We start from the raw sequence: 25479 nt of genomic DNA on the forward strand, positions 1-25479 counted from the left end.
AACCGCCGCGACCAACTAGCGGGCCACCCCCGGCGTATCGGTACCGTTGCCGTCCCAATCACCCACGTAGTGGGCATCGGAGTTCAGACCAAATACGAGAATCCGGTCCGCCTGGCCACCACTCAGCGAGTTCTTCACGTGCCACTGCCGGCCGCGAATCACCCCGATGGAATCCGCGCCGTTACCATCCCAGTCACCGGAGATAGCGGCATCGTCCACGTGTCCGTAGGCGAAGGCGCGCACCGCAGCCGTGGTGCGGAGCGTTCCCTGCAGCAGGAAGGTGTTCCCGCGGCGAACCGCGAGCTCGTCACGCCCGTTCCCGTTCCAGTCACCCACCAGCACCTGATCGCTAGTGCGCCCGTAGGCAACGGACCCGTCAGCCTGGCCGCCGTGGAGACCGTTCGCGTAGTACACCGTGTTGCCACGCCGCACAGCGAAGGAATCCTTCCCGTCGCCATCCCAGTCACCCACCAGCACCTCGTCGCCGGGGCGGCCGAAGGAGAACGTGGTTTGCGCTTGACCGGAGCGCGCGTTGGTTACCAGGAACGTGTTGCCACGCCGCACGGCGAAGCTATCCTTCCCGTCGCCGTTCCAGTCACCCACGTAGAGCGTTTCGCCCGGGCGCCCGTAGACGGTCCCGATGCTTGCCAGCTGGCTGGTCCAGTTGTTGGAGAGCAGGATGCGGCTGCCCGCCGGAACACCCGCCGCGCCGCCCTGGCTGCCAGACTCGCTGCCAGACCCAGACCCACCGGTCGAGCCGCCGGCCGGTGCGTTGACCTTGACCGTCACGGTCACGGTCTTTTCCACCCGGTAGCCATCGGCCTGTGTGACCACAATTGTCACCTGGTTATCGCCCTCGGTGAGCACCGTGCCGGGGGCCAGCGTCAGCGTGGTCTCCCCCTTACCCGGGTTCGCCGGATCCGAGGCGACCGGAGCGTCGTCGTCCACCGTGAAGTGGCCGAGCACCTGCGCCGCGAGCGCGTCCTGGTCACCCAGCGCCGCACGATCCACCGTGAGGTCCACGGTGTCCGGCCCGGAGATGGTGGGCGCCGCGTCCACGTGGAACGTCACCGCGTGCGACGTCGTGTTGCCCGCCGCGTCCGTGCCCGTCGCGGTCAGCGTGTACTCGCCGGCCGCCAGATCCTTCGTGGCGAACTCGGAGTGGAGCGGCTCTGCCACCGCAGCCTCCGTACCGCCTGCGTTACCGGCGGTTGTGCCACCTGCGGAGCCATCACCCGTGACGTCCGCCGCGCCGCCCGCACCCGCCAGTACGTCCTCGACGTTCTGCGCAGCCCCAGCCAGATCGGTGGACTGGTTATCGGTGAAGGTGTATCCGTCCGGACCCACCACACTCACGGCCAGGCCGGTGAGGTAGGGATCCGTGGCCGTGGTGGTGAGCGTGGCGCCATCGCGCACCACGTCGCCATCGCTGACCGCGGCATCCCCCGCTGTGACGGCCACGTTCGGCGCGTCGGAATCCACCACCACCGGGATACGGCCGGTGAGGGTATTACCCATGGCGTCACCAAATACCACGCTCAGCGTATCCCCGGTGGCCACCGTGAGATCCGTGGAGAACTCCGCCCGGTTGGATTCGGGCCCCAGCCCGGTCCAGCTGTACGGCTGCAGAACGGTGGAATCGTTGAGCTTTAGCGTGTAGCCCCAGCCGTCATCCTCGGCCGTGCCGGCGAAGGTGACATGCGGCGAGGAGGCGTAGAGCACGCCGCCCGTCAGCGTGGGTTCGGTGAAGTGAACGGTGGGTGCCACCATGTCCGCATACACCGTGAACTGGTTATCCACCTGCTTGGTGCCGTCCAGATCGTAGATTTCCAGCCGGAAATCATTGAAGCCGGTACCCACGGGAAGGGGCGCGGAGAACGTGCCGTCCTTGTTGATGGTGGCTTCAATGGGTGCCGGGCTGGAGAGCGTCCCGCCGGCAGCGGACACGGTGGGCGTGAACACGATGCGCGTGGTCTGGTCTGCGCCTTCACCACGGATGGTCCACACGCCGTCCTTGTAATCCGAGGAATCCACCGGCACGAACGTGTAGCTGTAGGAATCCCCGCCGGCCGTATTCGTGAACGTTGGCCCCTGCCAGGGCTGACCCACGGCATCCGGCGCCACTAGCGGCACCGCCACGGAGGTGGTGTTCGGTCCATCCGAGGCCACCACGGCCAGGCTGGCTGCGCCCGCCTTCGGTGTGACGGTGGCGGTGAATGCGCCATCCGCACCCACCTCGGCCGCGGTTCCGTCCACGGTCACCGTCGGCTTCGCGCCCGCGCGTTCGTCGGTCACGGTGCCGGAAATGGTCACCGAGCCATCGGCTGCCGGTGCAATGTACCCGTTTTCCAGCCCGTCCACGGTCACCGTGGGCGGCTGGGAGTCATACACCGGGGAGACCGTGTTCGCGGCCACCACATCGCCGTCGGCGTTGAAGGCCACCACGCGAATGGTGTTGGTGCCTTCCGTCAGCGGCACGCTAGCGTGGAAGCGGCCATCGCTAAGATCCGCGGCGGTGGCGTTCACCTCCACCCGCGTCACATCGGCGGACACGTAGCCGGACAGTTGCAGCGCCCCATCCGACACGCCCAGCGACTTCGGGCCGATCACCGTGCGGTTGAGCGTATCGGCGTCGGACACCACCAGCTGCCCGGAAGCGACCACATAGGTGGCCGTCCCCAGCGAGAAGCCGCGATCTAGCACGGACACGGTCACGTAGGGCACGGTATCCGCCACGTTCACCGAGTAGGTGCCATCCCCGTTATCCGTCACATCCAGATCGGAGCCGTCCGCGGCCGCAACAGAGGGCGCCGCGGCAATGCCGGACACCGTATCCGTCACCGTGAACGTCAGCACGCCATCCGTCAGGGAGTTGAAGGCGATCTGGGGCGCCTCATTATCCACGCCGAAGCTGAAGTCCGTGTTCTGCCAGGGGAAGTTCTCCCCCAGCCGCGTGGAGACGCGCAGCGTGTAGCGCCCGTCCGGCACCGTCACGTACTTGCCCTTGCTCTGATCCCACGTGATGCCGTCGAAGGCATAGTCCGAGGCAAGATACGACATGTCCTTACTCGGGTCCACGGCCAGCAGATCAATGAGCTCGTGACGCGTGAGGCCCTGCTCGTAGCCGACCGTACGTACCACCTTCCCGCTCGCGTCCAGCACCTCATACTTCGCCTCCGCGGCGTTGCGCAGGAGCGCGAGGGCCGGGGCCACCACGTCCATGTCGCCGTCGCCGTTCGGGGAGAGCCAGAATTCATCGTCCGCGTTGCCGCTGATCTTCCCCAGCGCATGCGTGGGGATCGTGTATCCGGAGTAGGAGGTGACCAGGGTGGTTTCCGTGCTGTTAATGCCCGGCGCCAGCTCCTCACCCTGCGGCGCCACGATCGGCTCGGCGTTCCAGTCCCCCACGAAGCCTAGGTAGGGCACGTTGAGGTCCGGCTGGCCGTCCGCCGTGAACCGCGCCCAGCCTTCCACGTAGTGGGAAGCGGAGGTGTCCGGGGTGAGCGTGAAGTCCACGGTTGCGGTGCCGTGGGCCGGTACCGTCACGGTGGACGACGCCGCCGTCAGCGTCTCCTTGGAGACAAACGTGGTGGTGTCCTCGCCCGCGGTATTGGTCTCATTGATGACCTGCTGCGCGGGGACGGTGTAGGTGACATCCGCGTCCGAGGTGTTTGTCAGGGTCACCTGGAAGCTCGCCGGCCCATTCACCTCGCGGAGCGCCACCTCGGCTTCACCGTTGACGGTGGCAAACACCGGCGTAGCAAGCGCCTTATCCACCTGGCCCAGGCCGGCGCCCACCTGACGGGGCGCGTAGGGCACACCGGCGTCGTTCGTGGGAATCGCAGCCGTGTTCTGCAGGAGGGTCTGAACCCGATCCAGCAGCGCGGCACCCGTGAGTGACGGTTCGCGCTCCTTAAGTGCGTCGATAATGAGCGCGGAGAGGCCGGACACGTTGGGCGCGGCCATGGACGTACCGGACATGGTGCCGTAACTGTTGCCATTGAGCGTGGAGTACACCGAACCGCCCACACCCGCCACGTCCGGCTCAAAATCGAGCGTGGGCGTGGGGCCCCAGCTGGTGAAGCTGGAGGGATGGAGGCCATTCATGTAGGGCACGGCCTGCTGATCCGTGGTGATGCGAACGGTTACGTCCGCCCCGCCCGCCAGCGCCTCGCGCAGCGCCAGGCCGGTGGAGCGATACACGGAGGCCGATACGCCCTGGTACCAGTCGATACCGCCCATGCTCAGGTAGGTGTCCCCGCCGGCGGCGGAATTGAACACGATGATGCCGGCGGCACCGTGGTCCACGGCGTTGTGGTACTTCTCCTCGAAGGTGTTTCCGCCGCGCTCAATGAGCGCGTACTTCCCGGTGAGGTCCTCGCCGTCCGCGTAATCCTCGGCGCGGGAGAGGCCCACATCCACCAGCGGGTACTCCTTACCATCGGGGGTGCCGGTGGCCGGTGAGTAGGCGAAGGAAGACTCCGTACCATCTACCTTCTGGTAGCCAACCGACACCACCTGGGTGTTGTTGTCGATGGAGGCCACGGTGAGCGCGTGTCCTTGCGAACCCGGGCTGCCCAGCGTGGCATCATCCAGGCGGCCGTAGTAGTCATCCGTTTCGCCCGAAAGCGAGAAGTTCGTACCCTCGTTACCGGCGGAGATCACTACCAACACGCCCGCTTCGCGTGCCTTTTCGATGGCGCGGTAGGTGCCGTCCGAGGTTTCGTTCTGCCCGTTCAGAGAGCCGAGCGACATGTTGATCACGTCCGCGCCCAGCTTCACCGAATCCTCGATGGCCGCAATAATGTCCGAATCCGATGCACCGCCGCTGCCGTCATTGGAGAACACCTTCATGGCTAGCAGCTGGGCGTTCGGTGCGGCACCATCAATGCGACCGGTAGCCGCGAAATCCGGCGCATCCGACCCCTCGGCACCGTTTGCTGCCGCAATGCCCGCCACGTGCTGCCCGTGTTCCACACCGGTGGTATCCAACACGTTGTAGTTTTCATCCGCGTAGTTGTAGCCGTAGGGCACCTTGCAGGTGAAGCCGTGGGCGGTGTCCGGGGTGAGTTTGGACGCCGCGCACACGTTCTTGTCCAGGCGCATGTCCTGGTGTGTCACATCAATGCCCGTATCCACAATGGAAATCACGGTGCCCGTGCCGTCCGCGCCCGTAGCCGAGATGGCGGTTGGCACGCCCTCCATCACGCGCCCGTTGTACTGGGCGGGCTGAGCCGTGGCCGGAGCCGCGGTAGACGTGGCGGCCGACGCCGAAGCCGCGGCCTGCGTGGCTTCCGACGTCGCCGAGTCCAGGTCCGTTGTTTCAAACACGCGTTCCTTGCGCACGGACGCCACCTGCGGCTCACTGCTGAACGCGAGCAGCTTGTCCGAAGAAATGGTGGCGGAGAAACCGTTGAGCAGGTAGCCAAACTGTCGGTCCACCTTCAGGCCGTACTTGGATTTCCAAGAGTCCAGCAGGTCATTCTGCTGTTTCTTCGTGGCCGCCTCGGCGCTCTTTGAGGGCTGGGCCGGCTGGTTCTTCAGGAGCACAACCACCTTGAGTGATTGCGGCTGCTGGTGAAGCTGGTACTGGGCGACGGCGTCGCCAAGATCAGCGGAGGAGATGGGATCCGCAGCGGCTGCGGGAACACCCAGGCTGGCGGCCACCGCGGCTACGGCCACGGTTGCCAAACTGCGTCTCAGCACGTTCATGTTTCTCCCTCCTGTAATGGGGTTAACCCACACTCTCACGGGTTTTCCAGGTTCTATGGGGCAGTCTCACAGTTTGGACACACCACGGCCAAGCGAATCGTGAGACGAGTACGACGCACCCACTTCGGCGTCGTCCCCACCACCCCACACTTGTCAGACCTGTCGGGACCGGGCGTGGCACAATGGAGCCGTGCGGTCCGTTCCGGATCGCATCTGGCCGCCACAAACAAGGGAGTTTTTCATGGCACAGTTCTTCGGTCGCGTATTTGACGGCTTCGGGCGAGAGCTCGGCACCGGCGTGGAGCTCAACCCGGACGGGCAGCTCACCTCAATTCTTACTTCGGGCGATCCGGGAGACGGCTACATCATCCCCGGCCTCATTGACGCCCACGAGCACGGCGCCGGCGGATTCTCCTACTCTGATGATCCGGAACCGGCGCACATTGCCACGGCCATTGAAACGCACCTGGCCGCCGGCACCACCGCGATGCTGGCCTCGCTGGTATCCATGAAGGATCCGCTCCCCGTCATCCAGGCCCTGGTCCCCTTCTGCGAGAGCGGGCAGTTGGCAGGCATCCACCTCGAGGGCCCGTTCGTGTCCGTGGAGAAGAAGGGCGCCCAGAATCCGGCGGCCATTCGCGACATTGACCTGGATGAGCTGCACAGCTGGCTCGAAGCCGGCCGCGGCTGGCTGAAGACAATGACCATCGCCCCCGAACGCGCCCACGCCCAGGAGGCGGCCAACATGCTGCTCGACTTCGGCGGCAAGCCGTCCTGGGGTCACACCTCCGCCACGGCGGCGGATGCGCGCAGCGTGCTGGATGCCACCGTGCTGGCCGCCCGCGAGCGCGGGCGCTCCGACGTGCCCCAAACCGTCACGCACCTGTTCAACGGCATGTTTGATCCGGTCCACCGCACCCCCGGGCCCGTTCGCGAATTCGTCCAGGCCGCACGGCAGGGCAACGCGTCCCTCGAGATCATCGCCGACGGTCACCACATCGCCCCCGAGCTGGTAGAGGACATGTGGCTCTACCTCGAGCACGTCGAGGGCTTCGGCGAGGCGCCCGCCATGTTCTTCATTACGGACTCCCTCTCCGCGGCCGGCATGGAGCCCGGCCACTACGTGCTGGGCGGCCTGGCCGTGGAGGTGCGCAATGGCGCCTGCTACCTTGAAGGGCAGTCCTCGCTGGCCGGCGGGTACGCGCGCCTTTCCGATCAGTTTGCGCTGTTTGCCCGCCGCGGGCGGCTGAGCGTCAGCCAGTTGGTGCGCGCCTGCGTGGCCGGCCCCGCGCGAGCCCTCGCCCTCACCGACCACACGCCCGGCGTCACGCTGCACTACCGCCATGGGGAGAAGCCCAGTTTCCTCACCCTGGACGCGGACTTTAATGTCACTCACGTGGTGCGCGACGGCGTACTGGTCCGCTAACGGGCACCATGAGCGAGCTGGTTCGCTAGCGCTGGCCGGTTCGGGGGCTGCTCGCGTAGCAGCCCCCGAATTTGCTTACTGATTGGCGGCCCTCCTTCGCAGGAGAATTCCCGCACCAAGTAAGCCGACCGCAATAGTGAGCCCGACGCCGGCCGCAGACCCGGTTCGCGCGAGCCCGGTCTGCGCCGCGGTGTGCTTCGCCGGCGGCTGCGTGCTTTCGCCACGCGATGGTTGAACTGACGGCTGGTCCGACGGCCGAATTGAGGGCTCGGCCGAGGGCTGATCCGAAGCACCCGGGGTACTCGATGGGGTGGCTGCCGGGCTTGTGGATTCGCTAGACGACGTGGCCGCCGGAGTCGTCGGCGTCGTCACAGGCGTTGCCGGCTGAATATCCTGCCAGGGAACTGACTGCGGAGTGCTCGCCAGGAGCCGGATATCCGAAACCGAGGTGAAGGTACTCCCAGAGAAGTTATCCCACACGGCCATACCGATGAACTTCGGGCGAACCGCCGCGGCGAACTCCGTTACCTGGTTGTTCACATCCTGCCGGTAGGTGGCATCCGCCAGTTTCGTTCCGCCGGCCCACGTCTTCGTTGCCGGATCCGGCGCCGTCGTCGGAGGCTCGTTGAATGCGAAGTAGGAGACATGCTGTGGTGAATCCACCCCGTTGCTCCACTGGGCAACCTGCCTCGGCGAAAACACCACACCGTCAACAGCGCGCATCCTGGAATCCGTAGCAGAAACCGGAAGGTTACCGAACACCGCGTAGTGCGGGAACGACGTCGCCTTCCCCTGTCCCCAGGGCGTGTGCCAGAAGGTAGAGAGATTCGGCGCCGTATCCGTACCGTCCACCATGTTTTCGCGGCCATCGGGTTCCGCGACGGTTTCCTCAGAATCGACGGAGGTCACCGTCGGATGGAAGGCATTGAGCGTGGTGGACACCGACTGTGCCCGGTTGGGTGCCGTCCAGTAGAACAGCGCTCCCTGCCCGCCACCGAGTGTCACCTTGACCGTGGCCGCCTGTTTCCCAGCCACGGGTACCGGGGTCACTTCGGTTGCCTTGAACGTCACCGGGTCCGCCATCATGAGCGTCGCGTCAGCGGTGGGTGGAGCAACCGTCAGCGTGATTTCCTGCGCGGTCTGCCAGTAGGAGCCATCGTCCGTGCGCGTTGCGAGCTTCAGAACCTTCGAGTTGGCGCGATCCACCAGGCCGTTGACCACCATGAACGCCTTCGGATCGGTGACACCCGCACCGAAAATCTCCGCGGTCTTCCCCGCCTTGAGTCCCGGAACCTTGTCAAAGTATCCGAGCACCACATCCCCGGGGCGCCCATCATTCTGAGTGCCGACATTGCGAGCGCTCACGTCAATGAGCCCGTACTCCTCCTTCGGGGAGCCGGCAAAATCACCCATTTTCCAGCCGGACGCAACGCTGTTCGTGGTCCCAGCCGAATACGATCCCGGCACCGTAGCCACGTAGGTGTTATTGAGGCCCACAAGGTAGTTTCCCATTCCGCGTACCTGCTGGAAGATACGGGTGAACTCGTAGAACGTAGGGGTGGGCGCGCCGTCGTGATCATACAAACCGCCGTTGTCATACCCGTTATTCTCCATGCGGAATCCGCCGATCCACTTCTGACCGGACGCGAGGGAAAGCATGACGGTGAGCGCCTTCTCGGACTCCGGGACGTTCGAGGAGTACTGATAGTCGATGAACTGGCCATACAGGGTGGGGCTTTGCCCCTCGCCGTCGAGACCAACGCCCAGGGCGGCTTGGCGATCTTCCTTCCAGTTGCCACCGTTAAAGTGATTGCGCACCACATCACTCGGCGCCTGGTTCCACGAGTCTCCGTAGGCAAACTGATAGCCATCCCAGGACACGAGGTCCGGTTGCGCGTCCGTCACGTAGTCCGCGATGTGTCCGCTCCATCCACCGCCGTACTGGTTAGAGTGCACTATCGCACCCGGGTAGGCGGCCTTGGAACCCGCGAACCAGTCCTTAAAACGGGCCTGTTCCTCCAGGGACCACCCGCCCTCATCTCCGTACTGAATATCGACGAGCCCGGCGGCGTACTGCTTCTGCTCCGCGGTGAGGAAGTCCTCGAAGCTGCCGGTCATGGAATTCTTGCCGTAGGGAGCCTTCGCGATCCCCCATTGAGTATTCTCTAGGCTCGCCATCATGCTCTCATTGAAAAGTGGCGGATCGTAGAACACGGGAATAACGCCACCCGTGAGCTTCTGTTCGCGGTCATCCATCGTGGCGCGCGCGTAGCCCTCAGACGGCACCCAGGCGGGAAGTAGAATCCCGTAGTGGAGCGCGAGGGCCTGCGGTCGGTTCACACCCCACTCGTCCTGCACCGTCGCCGGATCAAACGCCTCCGTCTCCGCGGTGGAAACCGTTGTTTTTGGTGGCTCCTTGCCATCCGGAAGTCCCCAGAATTCGAACTCCTGCAGCGTGACATCCGTGAGCGCAGTGGTCGCGATGCTTTCAGCATCCTTCGAGGGGTTCATCCAGACTCGAACGTTCTTTACTTTGTGGTAACCGCCCAGATCCCACCAGATAATCCCGCCATAGGTCATGGAGCGGAGGCTGGCGTGCGTGGAGATGGTGGTCCACGGGGCGTCGTCACTTTCCTGTATCTGAAGAGTGAGGTTGTATCCGGGATCCCAGTCCTGCTTCTTATTAACAAAATGCAGGTCCGCGGTGGCATTGATGTGCGCAATGTAGCGCGCTTGCGGGAGATGCAGCTGGAAGCCGGACACGTCCGAACTCCAGTCGTCAGCAACCGAGAAGTTTGCGAACTTCCATCCCGTGGATGGGTCACCGTCCGTCATTGAGGCGTTCTCCGCGGCCGTGGCACCATTGCCCTCCGCCGCTCCGCGCCCCACGCATACGTTGCCGCGGAAGTCCGTGTTCACCTTGTGCACGGTAATCGTGTATCTTGCTGACTCTCCGCCGTATGTTCCAGTGACGGTGATCGTGGCACCCTTGGACACGTCAACTGTGGCACGGCCGTCCGCGTCCGGCGACTTGCCATTAATAGCTACCTGCGCACCGGACGCAGCGATGGCACGAACCGTCACCTCGTCTGTGTGATAGAAGGCGGTGGCCTCATAGCTGTGCACATCCGCCGAGAAACTGACGGGATCTCCCGGCTGCCCAAAGGGCAGCTGATCGATGAACAGATCCCGAATGAGCCCGGTATGAGAGCCCGCCTCAGTAGTCACCACTCCCTGTGCCGGGGCGGCAGCCACCGGCGCGGACAACCCACACAAACCCAGGGCGGGAAATGAGGCAAGAACGGTGGCAACCACCCTCCGCTTCAACGTTTTTCGCATGGACACTCCTTCGTGGAATTCTGTGCGGAGGCTTGAACCCCGCCGCAACGCCCGGCACTCGCCGCACCGGAGGGAACCCTCGGGGTTCCTAGAAGAGACGAACCACGTAGCCCATCTCATCGGACGCGGGCGTAAGTTGGACGGCCAACCGCCCTCCCTCGCGCCTCGCTATAGCCCGCGACCCGCCAAGCGCTTCGGCATGGGCCTGCGGAAGATCAATGGTCACCTCGGCGGGTGCGCACGTCCCCGCGCGCGGAACGCCGTAGAGGTAGTAGACGCTGACCGGTACATCCGCCGCTGCGGGCGGCTCCACATCGAACCGCTTGCGCACAATGAACCATTCGGCCGGCTCTCCGGATACCTGGTGGATTTCCGGCTGGGTGGGGATGGCTCGCGTGGAGTAGATGCCTTCTCCGTGTCCGTCCATCCACGTGCCGAGTTCCTGAAGACCTCGCTCCACGTACGTTGAGAGAGCACCGGTCTGGTCCGGCCCAAACCCCACCAGGTAGTTACCGCCGCGCGCCACGATTCGCAGCAGGTTGGCGATGATCTGCCAGGTGGGCTTCGCGGGATCATCCTTCTGCATGGAGCACCAGGACTTCGTCCAGGTGATGCACGATTCCCAGGGATAGGGCAGATAGTGCTCCGGAACCTCCTGCTCCGGGGTGCGGTAATTCTCCTGTGGACCGTGCACCTCGCGGTCCACCATGAGGATTCCAGGCTGAATAGAGCGTGCCAGCGTTGCGAGGCCATCAATGTCGATGTCCTCGCGCGGCGGGCGCACCCACCCCGCGTCCAGCCACAGCATGAGCTGCGGACCGTAATTCGTGAGAAGTTCCTCCACCTGATCATGGACGAACTGAACGAAACGGCTCCAGCGCTTCGGCTGCGTGGTGACGTCATAATTCGCGAATCGGTCATGAATAGGCCGCGCTAGATCCCAGTACTCCGGTCTGGACCAATCCGCCTTCGAGTAGTACACGCCGGTTTCAATGCCTTCGCGCTGGAAGGCGGAGGTAACCTCTCCGAAAACATCCCGCTGAAGCAGCGTGTCCTCCGCGGTGGACTTGAGATTTGAATATTTCGTGTCATACATGCTGAAGCCGTCATGATGCTTCGAGGTAAACACGCCATATTTCATTCCGGCCCGCGCTATGAGCCGCGCCCATTTTGTGGCATCAAATGTTGTGGCCATCGAGTACGTGGCGGTGGTCGTAGTAGTACCGCTGGTACTCGGCCTTGGTGCCATGGAAATCAGCCGGTGGATCGGTGAAATCACCCAGGTGATCGCGGTGAAGGGACCACGAGCCCGCCTGCTGGAGTGAGGTGTAAATGCCCCAGTGGATGATGACGCCCAATTTGAGATCACGCCAGTGCTCCAGTGTGGCAGCCACCCGCGGGTCCGTCGGATACGTGTAGCCCGGGTCGGGGCCCGGGGTGAGCGCACCGGCCGCCTCAAGGTTATCCGGCCTGAAGTCAACATCTTCAGCCATTTGAATCCTCTCCAAGAAAGATTCCGCCGCGGTCACGGGAGGCACCACCCCCGCTGACTGCCGCATCAGAACTTCAAACCGCCCTCTTCGATCCCGCGGAAGAAGTATTTCTGCGAGGAGAAGAACACGATGAGAATGGGGATAAGCGCAACGATTGCGCCCGCGAGAACCACCCGGTAGTCCGTACCGAAATTGCTCTGTAGCTCAGCGATACCCAGCTGCATTGTCTTGTTGTCATCGGACTGGATGACCAGCAGCGGCCACAGGTAGTCCTGCCACGCGAAGATGAACGCCGTGAGTCCAACAATCACCAGGCTGCCCTTGGTCTGTGGAAGAAGCACGTGCCAGAACCGCTGCCACTCGTTTGCCCCGTCAAGAAGCGCCGCATCCTCCATATCATCCGGGATGCCGCGGAATGCCACCATCATAAGGAACAGGTGGAACGGGCCAATCGCACCCACAATCCACACGCCCACCAGCGTGTCAAACAAGCCCATGGAGCGGACCTGAGCGTACAGAGACAGCATGATGGACTCGAACGGGAAAATGAGCGCAGAGGTAAGCAGGATCATCACACCCTTGCGCCCACGCCAGCCGCGCCGGGAGAGCATGTACCCACCCGTTGTGGCGAACACGAGCGCGGAGCACACGTTGAGGATGCACACCACAAGCGAGTTCAGGATGTAGCGGACAATACCGGTGTTCGCAAAAAGATCTCCAAAGGCGTACAGAGACCACTTCCGCGGGAAGATGGAGGAGTCCGCACCAAACAGCGGATCACTCGGCGCCTTGAATGCGCCAAGCAACGGGATGAAAATCGGCCCCACTAGGATAATGAGCACGATAATAAGCACTATGTAGCGCCGTAGGCGCGCCCACCCGTAGAGGCCGTGCGACTGCGCATGCTCAGCTTCCTTCATGAGGCGATGCTGCCGCAGCCGCTGCCGGAAAGTCGTCGCATGTACCGGCTGGGTCGGGGAAGTTACTGGTGTACTCATTGCTACGCCTCGTTACCGTTTGACAGCTTCTGCGAAAGCAGAACAAAACCAATGGTGATGCAGAAGAGGAACACGGCCGCCGCCGAGCCGGCCCCCAGGGAGCCGTATGTAGGATCCAGACCAACGTTCCGGATGTACATCGTGAGCGTCTCCGACTGGCCGCCCACGCCACCGGTGCCATTGGACAGTAACTGCACCTCGGTGAAGATCTTGAGGCAGCCGATTGAGACCAGAGTTGCCACAAGCCCCATCATGAGCCGGACCCCCGGAACGGTGACCGTGGTGAATTTCCGGAAAACGCCACAGCCGTCAATATCCGCCGCCTCGTAGAGCGAACGATCAATATTCGCTAGCGCCGCCATGTACATGAGCATGTAGTAGGGGAAACCCTGCCAGAGGGTGATAAGCATCGAAGAAATGAGGAGTAGCCAACGGCCCGTGAGAAATGGAATGGGCTGGCTGATCACGCCAACATTCTTCAGGAATACGTTGACCACGCCGTCGTCCTTGAGGAAGGCCTGCCACGCCAGCGAAATCACCACCAGAGAAGATATAGCGGGGATGTAGTAAAGCGAGCGGAACACTCCAATCCCGGGCACCCAGTCGCGGACAAGCAGCGCAAGAAGAAGCGGAACGATGGTCATGATGGGAACCACGATGAGGGCGTACACCACCGAGTTGAGGGTGGCATTCCAGAACGTGGGATCCGCAAACAGATCTTTGAAGTTCTGCAGCCCAACAAAATCGCCCTGGCCGGTCAGCGGACTCGCATTGGTGAGTGAGAGCCGCACCGTATTAAAGAATGGGAAGACATAAAAGTAGAAGATCCACGCCACGGGAATGCCCACCCACAGCCAGGGAACCCACGGCTTGCGGAAACGAGCGGTGCCATTGAGGGTCTCCACCCCTTGATCTTCTTCCTCTTCATCTTCGGCTTGGAAACCGCGACAGACATGAGAAATACCTCTTGATCCTGGATTAAGGGGAGGTACGCTCACCGAGCGGCGCACCTCCCCTCCGCCCTGCTACCTATTGCGCTGCAGCTTTGTCAGCAGGCTGTTCATTTCGGTTTGGGCATTGTCCAGCCCTTCCTGCGGACTGACCTGACCAACAATCGCCTTGTTGATGTTGTTGATAAGGGCGTCAGATACCTGGCCTGTCACGTAGAACAGCGGGACGTAGGCTTCGGCCTCAAGCGCCTCCTTTGCCGCGATCTTGCGGGCCTGGCTAAACACATCATCACCGGAAACCTCCGCGAGCAAGGGATCCTGGAGCGCCTTCGTGGTGGCCGGGAATACTACGGCCTTGCCGGTATCGATGCCGTATTGAGCCCACTCAAGGCCGGACTTCTCATTGGTGATGAATTCGGACCACGCCACGGCAAGCGGGGCGTTCTTCGTGGTAACGGATACACCCAGATACTGGCCGTCAAACACCGGGGTAATACCTTCGTTCCGGGTCTCTTCCCCAACACCTGTCACGGCGTAGACGGAGCCGGAATTAGTCTGGACATTACGCAGGAACGATGCGTTGGGCGTTCCATACCCAAGATTGCCGGCACCGTAGGCCTTGGACTGGTCCAGATCGCCGGTAATGGAGTCGGGAGGAATGGCGCCCTTCTTGTAGAGATCCGCCATCTGCGTCACCCACTCGAGTGCGTTCTTATCCTGGGCAAAGGTGAACTTCGTGTAGTCGTCATTCATCATTTTGACGCCCGAGGCACGCCACTGCGGCACCATGTACCAGGACGTGTTCCCGTAGAGGGCGTAGTCACCAGAGCCGGAATCTGCGATCTTTTGCGCATCGGCAAAGTAGTCCGTCATCGTGGTGGGCGGCGTGTTCGGGTCAAGGCCGGCCTTCTTAAACACATCCTTGTTGTACGTGGTGAGATACGGACCGAAATACCAGGGGAGAGCATTGTGGTGTTCCTGGGCCGCAAACTTGACGGAATCCCAGATGGCGGGCACGAACTTGTCCCCGATTCCGGGCGCCTTGACGTCGAAGTCCAGGAGCAGGTTAGAGGACGAAAGCGCCATGATGGTGGAACCCGGAACGTTGACCACGTCCGGCATGGAGCAATTCGCCGCCTGCGTCACCATCAGGGAATCGAAGTCAGCGGAACCCGCCTGATCGGTCCATTTGATCGTGGTGCCGGGGTTGGCCTCCTCGAATTCCTTGATTTTTCCATTGATGTAATCGTCAAACGTTCCTTTGAGCCCCTGAGTCTGGAACGTGATCTCACCGGAAAGCTTCGTGAGATCCAATTTTGACGCGTCGATATTCTGTGCCGGAACATCACAGGAAACCGCGGGCTTCGGGATGCCGGAGTTTCCCTCCCCACTAGCCCCTGAACTGGACGAACCTGAGCTGGAGCATGCACTCAGACCCATAGCGGCTACCGCGAGGATTCCAACCCCGCGAAGCAGTGCGCTCTTCATATCTATACCTCCGTTGGTATACGAGGCCACCCGCTCTCCCTTGAGCGAGGATTGCCTTCCACGCAGTGCATTGCATCACTGATGGAATAAATCTAGACCAAACACACCCTGAAGTTCCACCTCGCGGTCAAGTGTTTCACACGAAGAAACTTTAGGGTGGGGTAGTGTGAGCTCCGATGCACCCGAACGCTCGGGACATCACGGGGACGTTCGCTCTCCAGGCAAGGATGCCTCGAGAGCACTTGCCACCAGAAAGGGAAGAGAAGCGTCATGGCCGATTTTTTTGACAGCGTAGCCCCATCAACCGGTGCCGTCATGCCTGCGCACACCTGGGTCAACCCCAGCTCCACCTCGCTTCCCGTCCGTACCCTCAACGGGGAGTGGGGCTTTCGCCTGTTTCCTTCGCCTGATGCACCCGAGCTCTGGGGTGACACAGCCTCCACCACCCCCGAAGAACGAATCTTCGTTCCCTCCCACTGGGTACTGACGGACCCCGCGGATACCGCACCGCGTTCGGCGTCGTATCATCCTCGGCACTCGTTCCGCCGCGGCGGCCCCATCTACACGAACGTCCAGTTCCCATTCCCCTTTAATCCGCCCCACGCCCCCGCGAACAACCCAACGGCCGAATACAGGCGCACCTTCGATCTCACCGACAATGATCTAGCGGGCCGCATACTCCTCCGCTTTGACGGCGTCGAATCCGTTGCCTGGGTAGAAGTGAACGGTAGCCACGTGGGAACCACCCGTGGCTCGCGCCTCCCCACGGAGTTCGATATCACGGATGTGGTGCTCGCCGGCACAAATACGCTCCGGGTCATCGTGACCCAGTGGTCTGCCATGAGCTATGTGGAAGATCAGGACCAGTGGTGGCTCCCGGGAATCTTCCGGGATGTCTCGCTCATTATCAAGCCGGCTGGCGCCATCGATGATGCGCGCGTCACCGCCGATTTCGACCCAGTCACGGGAACCGGAATTCTGAGCCTTCGCGTGGATTCCACCGCGCCCGCCGCCACGCTCGAGAGCGCGGACCTGCCCCTGGGCACCCGCCACATCACCACGAACGCCTGGCACTCGATCACAATCCCCCGCGTGGAGCCGTGGAGCGCCGAGGTTCCCCGCCTGTATTCGCTCACCGTTGCCACACCGGCTGAAACCCGCAAGATCCGCGTGGGCTTCCGGCGGGTGACCGTCACGGAAGGTCCGGTAGCCCGGCTCCTGGTCAACGGCGCACCAATCGAGCTCTACGGCGTCAATAGGCATGACACGAACCCGGATGCGGGGCGGGTGTTTAACGAGGATTTTGTGCGCCGCGACCTCGAGTTGATGAAGCGCGCCAATATCAACGCCATCCGCACCTCCCACTACCCGCCCCACCCGCGTTTCTTGGACCTCGCGGATGAGATGGGGTTCTGGATCATCGACGAAGTGGACTTTGAGACGCACGGCTTCGAGGCGGCAAACTGGGCCGGGAATCCGGCCGATGCGCCGGAGTGGGCGCCCGTCCTCGTCGATCGGGCCCGCCGCACCGTCAGCCGGGACTTCAATCACCCCTCTGTCATCATGTGGTCACTGGGTAACGAATCCGATGACGGTGGCAATCTCGCCCTCATGGCCGCCGAGGTGCGCCACCTGGACCCGACGCGGCCTGTTCACTATGAGGCCGATCATGACGGCCGCTACACGGACGTCGCCTCACGCATGTACTGCCCACTTGAGGAGGTGGAGGCCTACTGCACCGGCAAGGGACGGGTGTTCCGCGGTTCGGTCACCGGCATCGCTCGCGAGCGCGCTCTCCCCTTCATGCTGTGCGAGTACGGGCATACCATGGGCAACGGGGCAGGCGCACTCGCCCGCTACGTGGAGCTCATGGACCGCTTCCCGAACTTCATTGGCGGTTTCGTGTGGGAGTGGCGAGATCACTGCCTGCGCACGTGGAGCGCGGAGGGTACCGAGTACTTCGGGTACGGAGGTGATTTCGGTGAGCGCGTGCATGATTCCAACTTCGTTGCTGATGGGCTGGTCCGCGCTGACGGCGTTCCGTCACCCGCCCTCGCCGAGTTGCGGGAGGCGTATGCCCCGCTGCGCGTGGTGATGAGCCGTCTTTCCGACGACGCCGCTACCCGCGAGCCGTTGCGCTTCCGCTTCACCGTACGCAATCGGCTCTCCACCCTCCGCTCCGGCTCACTCACGGTGATCGTTGATGCCGACGGCGTCCGCGTGGGTCACCTGGTTCACGACGTGGCGCCGGGTGAGACAGGCGAAGCGCAGTTCGTACCTGATGGCGTCACCGAAGCGACAGCTGCGGAGCGGCTTCGCATCGCGGACACGGTGACGGTCACCGGGTACTGGGCGAACACGACCGCGTGGAACCCGGACAACAGGCCGGCGTTCACCACGCAATGGCGCCGGCCCATCGCCTTCTCCTCCACCCCGCGGGAAGGCAGCACGCAGCTCGCACCGGAGGGCGGCAGTCTAGCCCGGCAGCCCGAGACGGCACCGGCCACCGGTAACGCGCCCGTTGTGGAGCTGTCGCCCGACGGCCACCAGCTGACCGGACTCCTCGGCATGCCAATTGAAGGCCTCAGGCCTTCGTTCTGGCGGGCCCCCACGGACAATGATCGCCTCCACTCGTTCGGCTCCTACGCCATCGCCAGTCCGGAGGAGACGGGTGGAATCGGCGCCGCAAAGGCTCCGTCATCAGAGGAGGAGTGGCGCAGAGCCGGGCTGGATCGCATGATGCTGGCCGCCTGCCGCGTCTCCACCACCGGGGATGCCACGAACGGTTCACTCACCCGGGTGGAGCGGTGGGCACCCGCCGATCGCCCCACCTACGTCACGGTCAGCTGGCGATGGAACTGGAGCACGCAGGGTAATACTCCCACGGTCGCTCTGGACGTCGACGCTGCCCCGTCAACAGGCTGGTGGTCCACCGCGCCGCGAAGCGGCATCGTCCTCGACATCCCGCAACCGCGGCACATCCGGTGGGATGGACTTGGACCGGGCGAAGCCTACGCCGATTCGCTCCTTGCCGCGCATCGTGGCACCTTCGACGCCGCCCCGGAGGATCTCTCCTTCGCCTACGCGCGCCCCCAGGAGAACGGGACGCGCCCCGGCCTCCGCAAGCTCAAGCTGGACGGTGACCACGGCGTCGTCGTTCTCACGTGCCACCCGAACCGCACCCTCCCCGCCTATTCGGACCACTACCCCAGCTGGTCCCTCCACGCGGCGGACGAGTTCGAACTCACCACGGCCAAGCACCCCTACGAGTTACCTGCGCCGGGCCCGTTCTGGCACCTCTATATCGACGGCGGACAGCACGGCCTCGGCTCACGTAGCTGCGGACCGGACACGCGCCCCGAATACGCCTGGGGACCGCGCGCCTACCACCTGAGCATCGAATTCACGCGTGGCGAGTGAGGAGCACTATGGCTACACAGCATCGCGATATTCCTGACAACGTCCGCAACCTACTGGTCATCATGACGGATCAGCACCGCGTGGACAGCATCGGCTGCCTGGGCAACGAGCACGCCCGCACCCCCAACCTCGATTGGATGGGAAACAACGGCTTCGCGTTCACGAACGCCTACACGCCGACGGCGATCTGCACACCCGCACGATCATCCCTTATGACCGGGAAGTTCCCGTTCCGGCACAAGGTGGTGGCGAACGACGAGTGGAATATCGCCTATCGCACCGCAATCCCGCTGGGCGCGTGGACCTACACCCAGGAGTTGCGGGATCACGGGTACAACGTGGGAATCGTCGGAAAGTGGCACTGCGGCCGCAACCTCCCCGACCAGTTTGGTGCCGACGATGACACGTTCTGGGGTGCCGAGAATCCGGTGCAGAATCCTACGTATACGGCCTGGCTCGAGGACAACCACCTACCGCCGGTGCGCGCACATGACTTCTATCGCGGCAAATTGCCGGGCGGCCGGCCGGGACACATTATTGCCGCACGGCTCAAGCAGCCCGAAGAGGCCACATTCGAGCGGTTCCTCGCCGATCGAGCAATCGAGCGCATGCGGCGCTACGCCAAGGAGTGGAGGAAGGACGGGAAACCGTTCAGCCTCGACCTTCACTTCTTTGGCCCCCACCTGCCCTACTTCCTTCCCGACGAGTGGTTCGATCTCATCGATCCGCATGAGGTCACCCTGCCGCCGTCGTTTGCCGACCCGCTCATTGGCAAGCCGCCGGTGCAGCAGAACTACGCCACCTACTGGTCAACGGCGGACTTCACGAATGAGCAGTGGAGAAAACTCATTGCCGTGTACTGGGGCTACGTGGCGATGATCGATTTTGAGATTGGCCGGGTTCTTGACGCGGCTCGGGAGCTGGACATCCTCGATGACACCGCCACGTTCTTCTTCGCTGATCACGGCGAATTTACCGGGGCGCATCGGCTCAATGATAAGGGTCCAGCAATGTACGACGACATCTACCGGATCCCGTTCATCGCCCACATTCCCGGCGTGTCCACGGTGGGACGCTCAGATGCCTTCGTGTCACTTAATGACTACACGGCCACCGCGCTGGACATCGCCGGGCTGGACACCTCGCTGGTGGAGGACGGGCGCTCCATTGTGGATCTCACCCGCGGTAACAGTGTGCCCGGCTGGCGGCAGGACATCGTGTGCGAGTTCCACGGGCACCACTTCCCGCTTCAACAGCGCATGCTCCGCACCCGCGAGTACAAGCTCATTATCAATCCGGAATCCGTCAACGAACTCTATGATTTACGGCGTGATCCGTATGAGATCACGAACGTCTACACCGTTCCCGCCTACGACGGCGTGCGGCGGAAGCTGGCGGAAAACCTCTACCGTCAGCTTCGTGAACGGGGCGATTCCTCGTTTGCAAAATGGATGGCGGCCATGACGGACTTCGATGTGCCGCTGGTGAATACCGCGCGTTCAGACTGGGATGCGGTGGAGAGCGGATCTGACGGGGACTAGGGGACTAAGCGTTGGTTGGCCTCGGGCGTCTAGGCGGTTCCGGCCGCGTCACGCATAATGTCGGCCGCCGGACGGCCCGCCTGAAGTAAGGAAACGATGCGCCGGACAGATGGCGAAATGTGCGTGAAGAACGCCCGATAGCCGGGGCAGAGGTAGTTGAGCGGGTGACGTTCTTCGGCGCCCGCAGCATCACTGCGCACAAACCGATCCTTCGGGCAGCCACCCTGGCAGGCCCACAGTACCGGGCATTCGCGGCACTGCCGAGGCAGTCGCGTGCGCTTGGCACGCCCAAAACGCCGCTGGGCAGCAGAATCAAGCACCTCCCGGAAGGACACCGTTTCCACGTTTCCACGCTCATAACCGGGCTCCACCCAGTGATCGCAGGCGTAGATGGCGCCGTCGGGCAGCGTGGCGAGGGCCGCCCCGCACACCGGCGAATGGACGCACAGTGAGTAGCGCCCCACCGCGTTGCCCACGGCCACATCGAAGTGCTGAACGAAAACCTCTCCGACATCGCGGGTAACCCACTCGTCGAACACCGCGGACAGGAACCGCCCCCACGCCTCGGGCGAGACACTCCGCGACGTCACCGCGTCGCCGTTTTGCCGATAGAGCGGCCTCTCCAAGCCGGTGGTGTGCCAGCCGTTTTCCGCGATTGCAACCTCCGCCTCCGTCACGCGCTCAACGATCGGTATGAACTGGATGAAGCGGGCTCCCAGTTCATCGCGGAAGTACCGATACACCTCGAGTGGATGATCCGCATTTGCGGCGTGAACAGTGCAGAGGATATTCGTATCCACACCGTACTTCTGAAGAATCTTCCACCCGCGCAGCACCATGGCGTGTGTACCACGCCCCGCTTTGTTCACCCGGTAAGCATCGTGGTACCGCGCCGGGCCATCCATAGAAAGCCCCACCAGCACATGATGCTTGGCAAGAAATTCGCCCCACTCATCCGTGAGAAGCGTGCCGTTCGTCTGGATAGAGTGGTAAACCGTCTGACCCGGGCGCTTGAGCTGCTCGGCGAGCTTAATGGCGTGGCGGAAAAATGGGAGTCCGCGAAGCATCGGCTCACCGCCCTGCCACTCGACGGTGACGGCTCCGTCAGGCTGCGCGTCAAGAAAGTTTGTGAGGAACCAGGTCAGCATGCTTTCGCTCATCCGCTGACGTGCATGATCGTACAGATGCTCTTTCGAGAGGAAAAAGCAGTAGGTGCAATCCAAATTGCACGCGGCACCCATCGGCTTAGCAAGGGCGGAGAACGGGCGCCGCGGGTAGCGAATGCCCCTGCGAAGAGCACGCGAGAATGCCTCGTCCGATACGGATGGCGAGACGCCCAGCCCGCGAACTACCGCGGACGGTTGCGATGGTCCCGCTTCAGGAAGCAGTTTTCGCGTCACATCCACCCCTTGTGTACCGAGCGTTACGCGGCTCGCCCACGAGAACCACGCATCCGACATTGCGCTGCACTACCGGTACGTGGAAAGCCCGGAGGCGAACGCCACCGTCACGCGGAACGTCATCGTTACGCGGTGCGCGACGACGTCGTGGTCCGCTAGTAAGCGCCGACGCTAGCTGGCGGCCGACTCCGCGCCGGACTGCGGGGCGCTGACACTTGCCGGTTGCGGCGTCTCCTCAATACGGCGCAGCAGCGGCTGATAGTGGGCAATAACGGCGGCCCGGTAGGCGGCCACGTCCCCAGCCTCCGCGGCGGCGAGCATGTCCCCGTGAGCGCGGATCGTGTCATCAATATCCTGCGGCACGCTTTCGCGCAGGGACTTCGAGGCCGCCATGTGGATTTCCCAGAACGCGCCCGTGAGGTCGGGAAGCAGCCGGTTGTCTGCCACGGACTGCTGCATGAGTACGTGGAAGCTCTTATCCTCCGGCATGAAGTCCTGGCCCTGCAGCCCCTTCTCCATCATGGCGTTAACGATGGTATGGAGTTCATCGTTGTAGCGGCCATGCATATTCTCCACCACGGCCTGCGCCTGCCCCAGATCAAGTGCGCGGCGCACCTGCACCACGTCCGTAAGGCACGCCAGCTCCCCGCGATGATCCAACTGGAACCGGAAAAGCACGGAGTTCACCAGCGGCGCCAGTGAAATCTCCCCCACGAAGATGCCCCGGCCATGCTCCACATGCACCATGTCCAGGGCGCCCAGCTGACTGATAGCCTCGCGCACGCTGCTACGGCTAACTTCCAGCTCCTGGCACAGCGTTGCCTCAGACGGCATAGCGTCACCCGGCGCCAGCTGGTTTTCCACTATGTACTGTTTGATGCGCTCACGCACCATTGCAGCCGTGTTCATACGAGACATGCGCTCGAACCTTTCACTCTTCGCCGGCCGTGGAGCACCTGTCCGGTTACGCGCTAGCACACTCCACCCACGGGCATACTCGCGCATTTTATCATGACGAACGCAGCCGTCCCCGGGAAACCGGCGGGAAAGGTTATACCGTCCCGTAGCGGCGTCGTACCGCCGCTGTACGACGCCGCTACGCGCTAGTCCAGGTCCCAGCGCGCGCGGTAGAGGTCCACGAGCTCCAGCTTGGAGGCCGCGGCCTCATCTACGAGTACGGTAACGCTCGGATGAGCCTGCAGAATGGTTGCCGGCCAGCGGGAGGAAATAGCACCCTCCACCAGCTGCTTGACAGCCTCCGCCTTGTTTTCTCCAAAGGCGAGCAGCAGCAGCTGACGCGCCTCCATGATGGTGCCAATGCCCTGAGTGAGGCAGGCCCTGGGCACCTTGGCCTCGTTGTCGTCGAAGAAGCGGGCGTTATCGCGGATGGTTTGCGGTGCCAGCGCGTCCCGATGGGTGCGGGATGCCAGGGAGATACCGGGCTCGTTGAAGCCCACGTGGCCGTCCGCGCCAATGCCGAGGATCTGGAGATCAACGCCACCGGCGTCCTTGATGGACTGGTCATACTCAGCTGCAGCCGCATCGGGATCTGCCGCCTGGCCATTAGGCGTGTGGAGGTTTTCTTCGGTGAGGCCGGTGAAGCCCACCAGCTGGCGGCGCAGCACGTTGCGGTAGGCCTCGGGGTGATCCGGGTCAATACCCACGTACTCGTCAAGTGCAAACGCCTTGGAATCCGCCAGGGTGAAGCGGCCTTCCTTGTAGGCGGCACGCAGGTAGGCATACAGCCCGTCCGGCGTGGAGCCCGTGGCTACACCAAGCGTGGCGCCCGGCTTCTTCTCCAGCAGGCTAATGATCTGCTCGGCACCTACGCGGGATGCCTCCTCCGATGTTTCGAAAATACCAACCTTCATGATGTTCCTTTCCTAGGGGCGCCTCCCGCGCCCATTGCTCGACGCCGCGGCCCTAGCCCGGCGCCCCATGCCGCTCCGCATTGCCTGCGTGCGGCGTATGTGCGCGCTATAGCGCGTTAACGAACCAGCTGGTGACGGACGTGGGGTGAGTGATGGCGGTACCCACAACGGCCGCCCAGGCACCCAGTTCCATCACGTGGTGCAGTTGCTCGGGCGTGTGGATACGCCCCTCGCACAGTACGGGCATATCCCCGTGAGCCTTGACCACGGCTTCGAGAAGCTCGAAGTCCGGGCCTTCCGTCTTTTCGCGTTCCCCGGTGTATCCGGCCAGCGTGGTGGAGACAATGTCGCAGCCGGCAGCGGCGGCGCGGTCCGCATCAGCTTCCGAACCGCAATCGGCCATGACCAGCGTGCCGTCCTCCTTGAGGGCCGCTACCGTTTCCGCGAAGGTGCGGCCGTCCGGGCGGGGCCGATCCGTGGCGTCCAATGCCACGATATCCGCACCGGCCATGGCGCAGGCGCGCGCGTGGTGCAGGGTGGGGGTGATGTAAACGCCCTCATCCCCTTCCTTCCAGATGCCGATGACAGGCACCTTGACGCGGCCCTTAATGGCCGCGATGTCCGAAAGTCCCTGACACCGAATACCTACGGCACCGCCGATTTCAGCGGCGCGAGCCATCTGCGCCATGGTTTCCGGATGCCGAAGCGGCTCACCCGGGTACGCCTGTGCGGATACCACTAGCCCACCCTTGAGGGCGAGAATTCGAGGATCCATTGCTAATTCCTTTCGTTGAGATAGCTACTGAGCCCCACCGCGGCACCTAGTAGAGGGGCATCGTCCCCCAGCGCTGCTGTCAGAAGCGGCGTCTCCCGCGCCGGATCCATGAGCTCCCGCGCGAATCCGCTGCGTACACCGTCCCACCACACGGGGCCGGCCTTGGCTACGGACCCGGACACCAGCACAGCCTCCGGGTCAAATGCGTTGGTGAGCCCACCCAGGATTTCCCCGAGAGCGGCCCCGGCGTCCGCCAGGGTGGTACGCGCCACCGCGTTGCCCATGGCCGCAAGTTGGGCCACCTCTGCTGCCCCCGGCACCCGCACGCCACCCGCACGAACGCCATATAGCGCGGCGATCCCATAGCCGGAAGCAACCGCCTCCAGATGCCCTGTTCGCCCGCAGGAGCACATGAACCCGTTGGCAAGTTCGTGGTGCATGTGGCCAAAGTTGCCGGCGAGTCCGCGGGGGCCCGGAAGTACGCGATGATTCATCACCACGGCGCCACCGATGCCGGTGCCAACGGCCACCATGAGTGCGCAGGAGAAGGGCGCCCCGGCGCCGAGTGTCACCTCTCCCAGCGCATGCGCCTGCACATCGTTGAGGATGTAGGCCGGCACACCGAGCGCGTCCTGCAGCGCCCCGCGAATATCCGTGCCCGCCCACCCGGGGAGTGTGTCCGTGGCGGAGGTGACCACGCCGCGGGAGGTATCAATCACACCCGCCGCGGATACGCCAACACCAACTACCTGCGCGCCATCCGCCCGCGCTTCCGCATATCGCGCGCCGGCCTCAGCCACGAGAGCGGCGAGCGTGGCCGGGCCACCCTCCAGAGCGGGCGTAGGCACCGAGCTTTGCCGCGTGATGGTCCACGTGCCGTCCGCGTGCTGCATCGCCAGACCGGAGGCGATCTTTGTGCCACCGATGTCCAGCGTTATCACCGTATGCGCCGGTTGCGCCTGTACCTCCGCGGTCATTTGGCCCTCGCAGGGGGATCCGTACATTCGGGCGCCTTGCCCATATCACGCACCCCAACTCCATTGTCAGATGTCTGTCATCAATGAGC

15 protein-coding genes are annotated in these 25479 nt (G+C 63.3%); 3 read left to right on the forward strand and 12 right to left on the reverse strand.

Going from position 1 to position 25479, the window contains the following annotated elements:
- Positions 1-15: 15 nt before the first annotated feature.
- Positions 16-5712 (reverse strand): S8 family serine peptidase, encoded by a 5697-nt coding sequence (locus EIH27_RS06515; RefSeq protein ID WP_124040198.1) that lies wholly within the window; start codon positions 5710-5712, stop codon positions 16-18.
- Between the two features lie 241 nt (positions 5713-5953).
- Here EIH27_RS06515 and EIH27_RS06520 point away from each other — a divergent pair, with 241 nt between their 5' ends.
- The gene (locus EIH27_RS06520) at positions 5954-7138 is read left to right on the forward strand and encodes an N-acetylglucosamine-6-phosphate deacetylase (RefSeq protein WP_124040199.1); all 1185 of its coding nucleotides are present in this window, start codon (positions 5954-5956) and stop codon (positions 7136-7138) included.
- Between the two features lie 75 nt (positions 7139-7213).
- Here the strand turns inward: EIH27_RS06520 and EIH27_RS06525 are convergent, their stop codons facing one another.
- The 6 genes from EIH27_RS06525 to EIH27_RS06545 all read right to left on the reverse strand — a co-directional run bounded on the left by EIH27_RS06525 (position 7214) and on the right by EIH27_RS06545 (position 15406).
- Positions 7214-10477, reverse strand: coding sequence for a cadherin-like beta sandwich domain-containing protein (locus EIH27_RS06525; RefSeq protein ID WP_164461628.1), 3264 nt, complete (start codon positions 10475-10477; stop codon positions 7214-7216).
- Between the two features lie 88 nt (positions 10478-10565).
- Entirely contained in the window at positions 10566-11672 is a 1107-nt protein-coding gene (locus EIH27_RS06530; protein WP_164461629.1) for an alpha-L-fucosidase, read from the reverse strand.
- Positions 11656-11970 (reverse strand): alpha-L-fucosidase, encoded by a 315-nt coding sequence (locus tag EIH27_RS07990; RefSeq protein WP_164461630.1) that lies wholly within the window; start codon positions 11968-11970, stop codon positions 11656-11658. Before EIH27_RS07990 ends, EIH27_RS06530 begins: the two co-directional genes overlap by 17 nt.
- A 65-nt stretch (positions 11971-12035) precedes the next feature.
- Positions 12036-12968: a carbohydrate ABC transporter permease gene (locus tag EIH27_RS06535; RefSeq protein ID WP_206424909.1), complete on the reverse strand. Its 933-nt coding sequence runs from the start codon at positions 12966-12968 to the stop codon at positions 12036-12038.
- A gap of 2 nt (positions 12969-12970) precedes the next feature.
- The gene (locus tag EIH27_RS06540; protein WP_124040201.1) at positions 12971-13873 is read right to left on the reverse strand and encodes a carbohydrate ABC transporter permease; all 903 of its coding nucleotides are present in this window, start codon (positions 13871-13873) and stop codon (positions 12971-12973) included.
- 120 nt (positions 13874-13993) lie between these two features.
- Complete coding sequence (locus EIH27_RS06545) at positions 13994-15406, reverse strand: extracellular solute-binding protein (RefSeq protein WP_124040202.1); 1413 nt, start codon at positions 15404-15406, stop codon at positions 13994-13996.
- 270 nt (positions 15407-15676) lie between these two features.
- Here EIH27_RS06545 and EIH27_RS06550 point away from each other — a divergent pair, with 270 nt between their 5' ends.
- Positions 15677-18826: a glycoside hydrolase family 2 TIM barrel-domain containing protein gene (locus tag EIH27_RS06550; protein WP_124040203.1), complete on the forward strand. Its 3150-nt coding sequence runs from the start codon at positions 15677-15679 to the stop codon at positions 18824-18826.
- An 8-nt stretch (positions 18827-18834) separates the two neighbouring features.
- Complete coding sequence (locus EIH27_RS06555) at positions 18835-20367, forward strand: sulfatase family protein (protein ID WP_124040204.1); 1533 nt, start codon at positions 18835-18837, stop codon at positions 20365-20367.
- 29 nt (positions 20368-20396) lie between these two features.
- Here EIH27_RS06555 and EIH27_RS06560 read toward each other — a convergent pair whose 3' ends face one another.
- From EIH27_RS06560 to EIH27_RS06580, 5 genes are all read right to left on the reverse strand, one after another.
- Positions 20397-21767: an anaerobic sulfatase maturase gene (locus EIH27_RS06560; protein ID WP_241153013.1), complete on the reverse strand. Its 1371-nt coding sequence runs from the start codon at positions 21765-21767 to the stop codon at positions 20397-20399.
- Between the two features lie 171 nt (positions 21768-21938).
- Positions 21939-22685 (reverse strand): FadR/GntR family transcriptional regulator, encoded by a 747-nt coding sequence (locus EIH27_RS06565; protein ID WP_206424910.1) that lies wholly within the window; start codon positions 22683-22685, stop codon positions 21939-21941.
- 185 nt (positions 22686-22870) lie between these two features.
- Positions 22871-23638, reverse strand: a complete 768-nt coding sequence (gene nagB / locus EIH27_RS06570; protein ID WP_124040206.1) for a glucosamine-6-phosphate deaminase — start codon at positions 23636-23638, stop codon at positions 22871-22873.
- Between the two features lie 106 nt (positions 23639-23744).
- Positions 23745-24413, reverse strand: a complete 669-nt coding sequence (locus tag EIH27_RS06575; protein ID WP_124040207.1) for an N-acetylmannosamine-6-phosphate 2-epimerase — start codon at positions 24411-24413, stop codon at positions 23745-23747.
- A 2-nt stretch (positions 24414-24415) separates the two neighbouring features.
- A complete protein-coding gene (locus EIH27_RS06580; RefSeq protein ID WP_124040208.1) occupies positions 24416-25417 on the reverse strand; it encodes an ROK family protein in 1002 nt (333 codons plus the stop codon).
- Between the last annotated feature and the right edge of the window lie 62 nt (positions 25418-25479).

It is taken from the genome of Neoactinobaculum massilliense (assembly GCF_900604955.1).
In the GTDB taxonomy this organism is placed as follows: domain Bacteria; phylum Actinomycetota; class Actinomycetes; order Actinomycetales; family Actinomycetaceae; genus Neoactinobaculum; species Neoactinobaculum massilliense.

What these genes read in the sequence shown, in the direction of transcription:
- nagB (WP_124040206.1), bottom strand. Translation starts at nt 23,638, where the DNA reads ATGAAGGTTGGTATTTTCGAAACATCGGAGGAGGCATCCCGCGTAGGT.
- EIH27_RS07990 (WP_164461630.1), bottom strand. Translation starts at nt 11,970, where the DNA reads ATGGCTGAAGATGTTGACTTCAGGCCGGATAACCTTGAGGCGGCCGGT.
- EIH27_RS06565 (WP_206424910.1), bottom strand. Translation starts at nt 22,685, where the DNA reads ATGTCTCGTATGAACACGGCTGCAATGGTGCGTGAGCGCATCAAACAG.
- EIH27_RS06515 (WP_124040198.1), bottom strand. Translation starts at nt 5,712, where the DNA reads ATGAACGTGCTGAGACGCAGTTTGGCAACCGTGGCCGTAGCCGCGGTG.
- EIH27_RS06530 (WP_164461629.1), bottom strand. Translation starts at nt 11,672, where the DNA reads ATGGCCACAACATTTGATGCCACAAAATGGGCGCGGCTCATAGCGCGG.
- EIH27_RS06525 (WP_164461628.1), bottom strand. Translation starts at nt 10,477, where the DNA reads ATGCGAAAAACGTTGAAGCGGAGGGTGGTTGCCACCGTTCTTGCCTCA.
- EIH27_RS06580 (WP_124040208.1), bottom strand. Translation starts at nt 25,417, where the DNA reads ATGTACGGATCCCCCTGCGAGGGCCAAATGACCGCGGAGGTACAGGCG.
- EIH27_RS06555 (WP_124040204.1), top strand. Translation starts at nt 18,835, where the DNA reads ATGGCTACACAGCATCGCGATATTCCTGACAACGTCCGCAACCTACTG.
- EIH27_RS06535 (WP_206424909.1), bottom strand. Translation starts at nt 12,968, where the DNA reads ATGAGTACACCAGTAACTTCCCCGACCCAGCCGGTACATGCGACGACT.
- EIH27_RS06520 (WP_124040199.1), top strand. Translation starts at nt 5,954, where the DNA reads ATGGCACAGTTCTTCGGTCGCGTATTTGACGGCTTCGGGCGAGAGCTC.
- EIH27_RS06575 (WP_124040207.1), bottom strand. Translation starts at nt 24,413, where the DNA reads ATGGATCCTCGAATTCTCGCCCTCAAGGGTGGGCTAGTGGTATCCGCA.
- EIH27_RS06545 (WP_124040202.1), bottom strand. Translation starts at nt 15,406, where the DNA reads ATGAAGAGCGCACTGCTTCGCGGGGTTGGAATCCTCGCGGTAGCCGCT.
- EIH27_RS06550 (WP_124040203.1), top strand. Translation starts at nt 15,677, where the DNA reads ATGGCCGATTTTTTTGACAGCGTAGCCCCATCAACCGGTGCCGTCATG.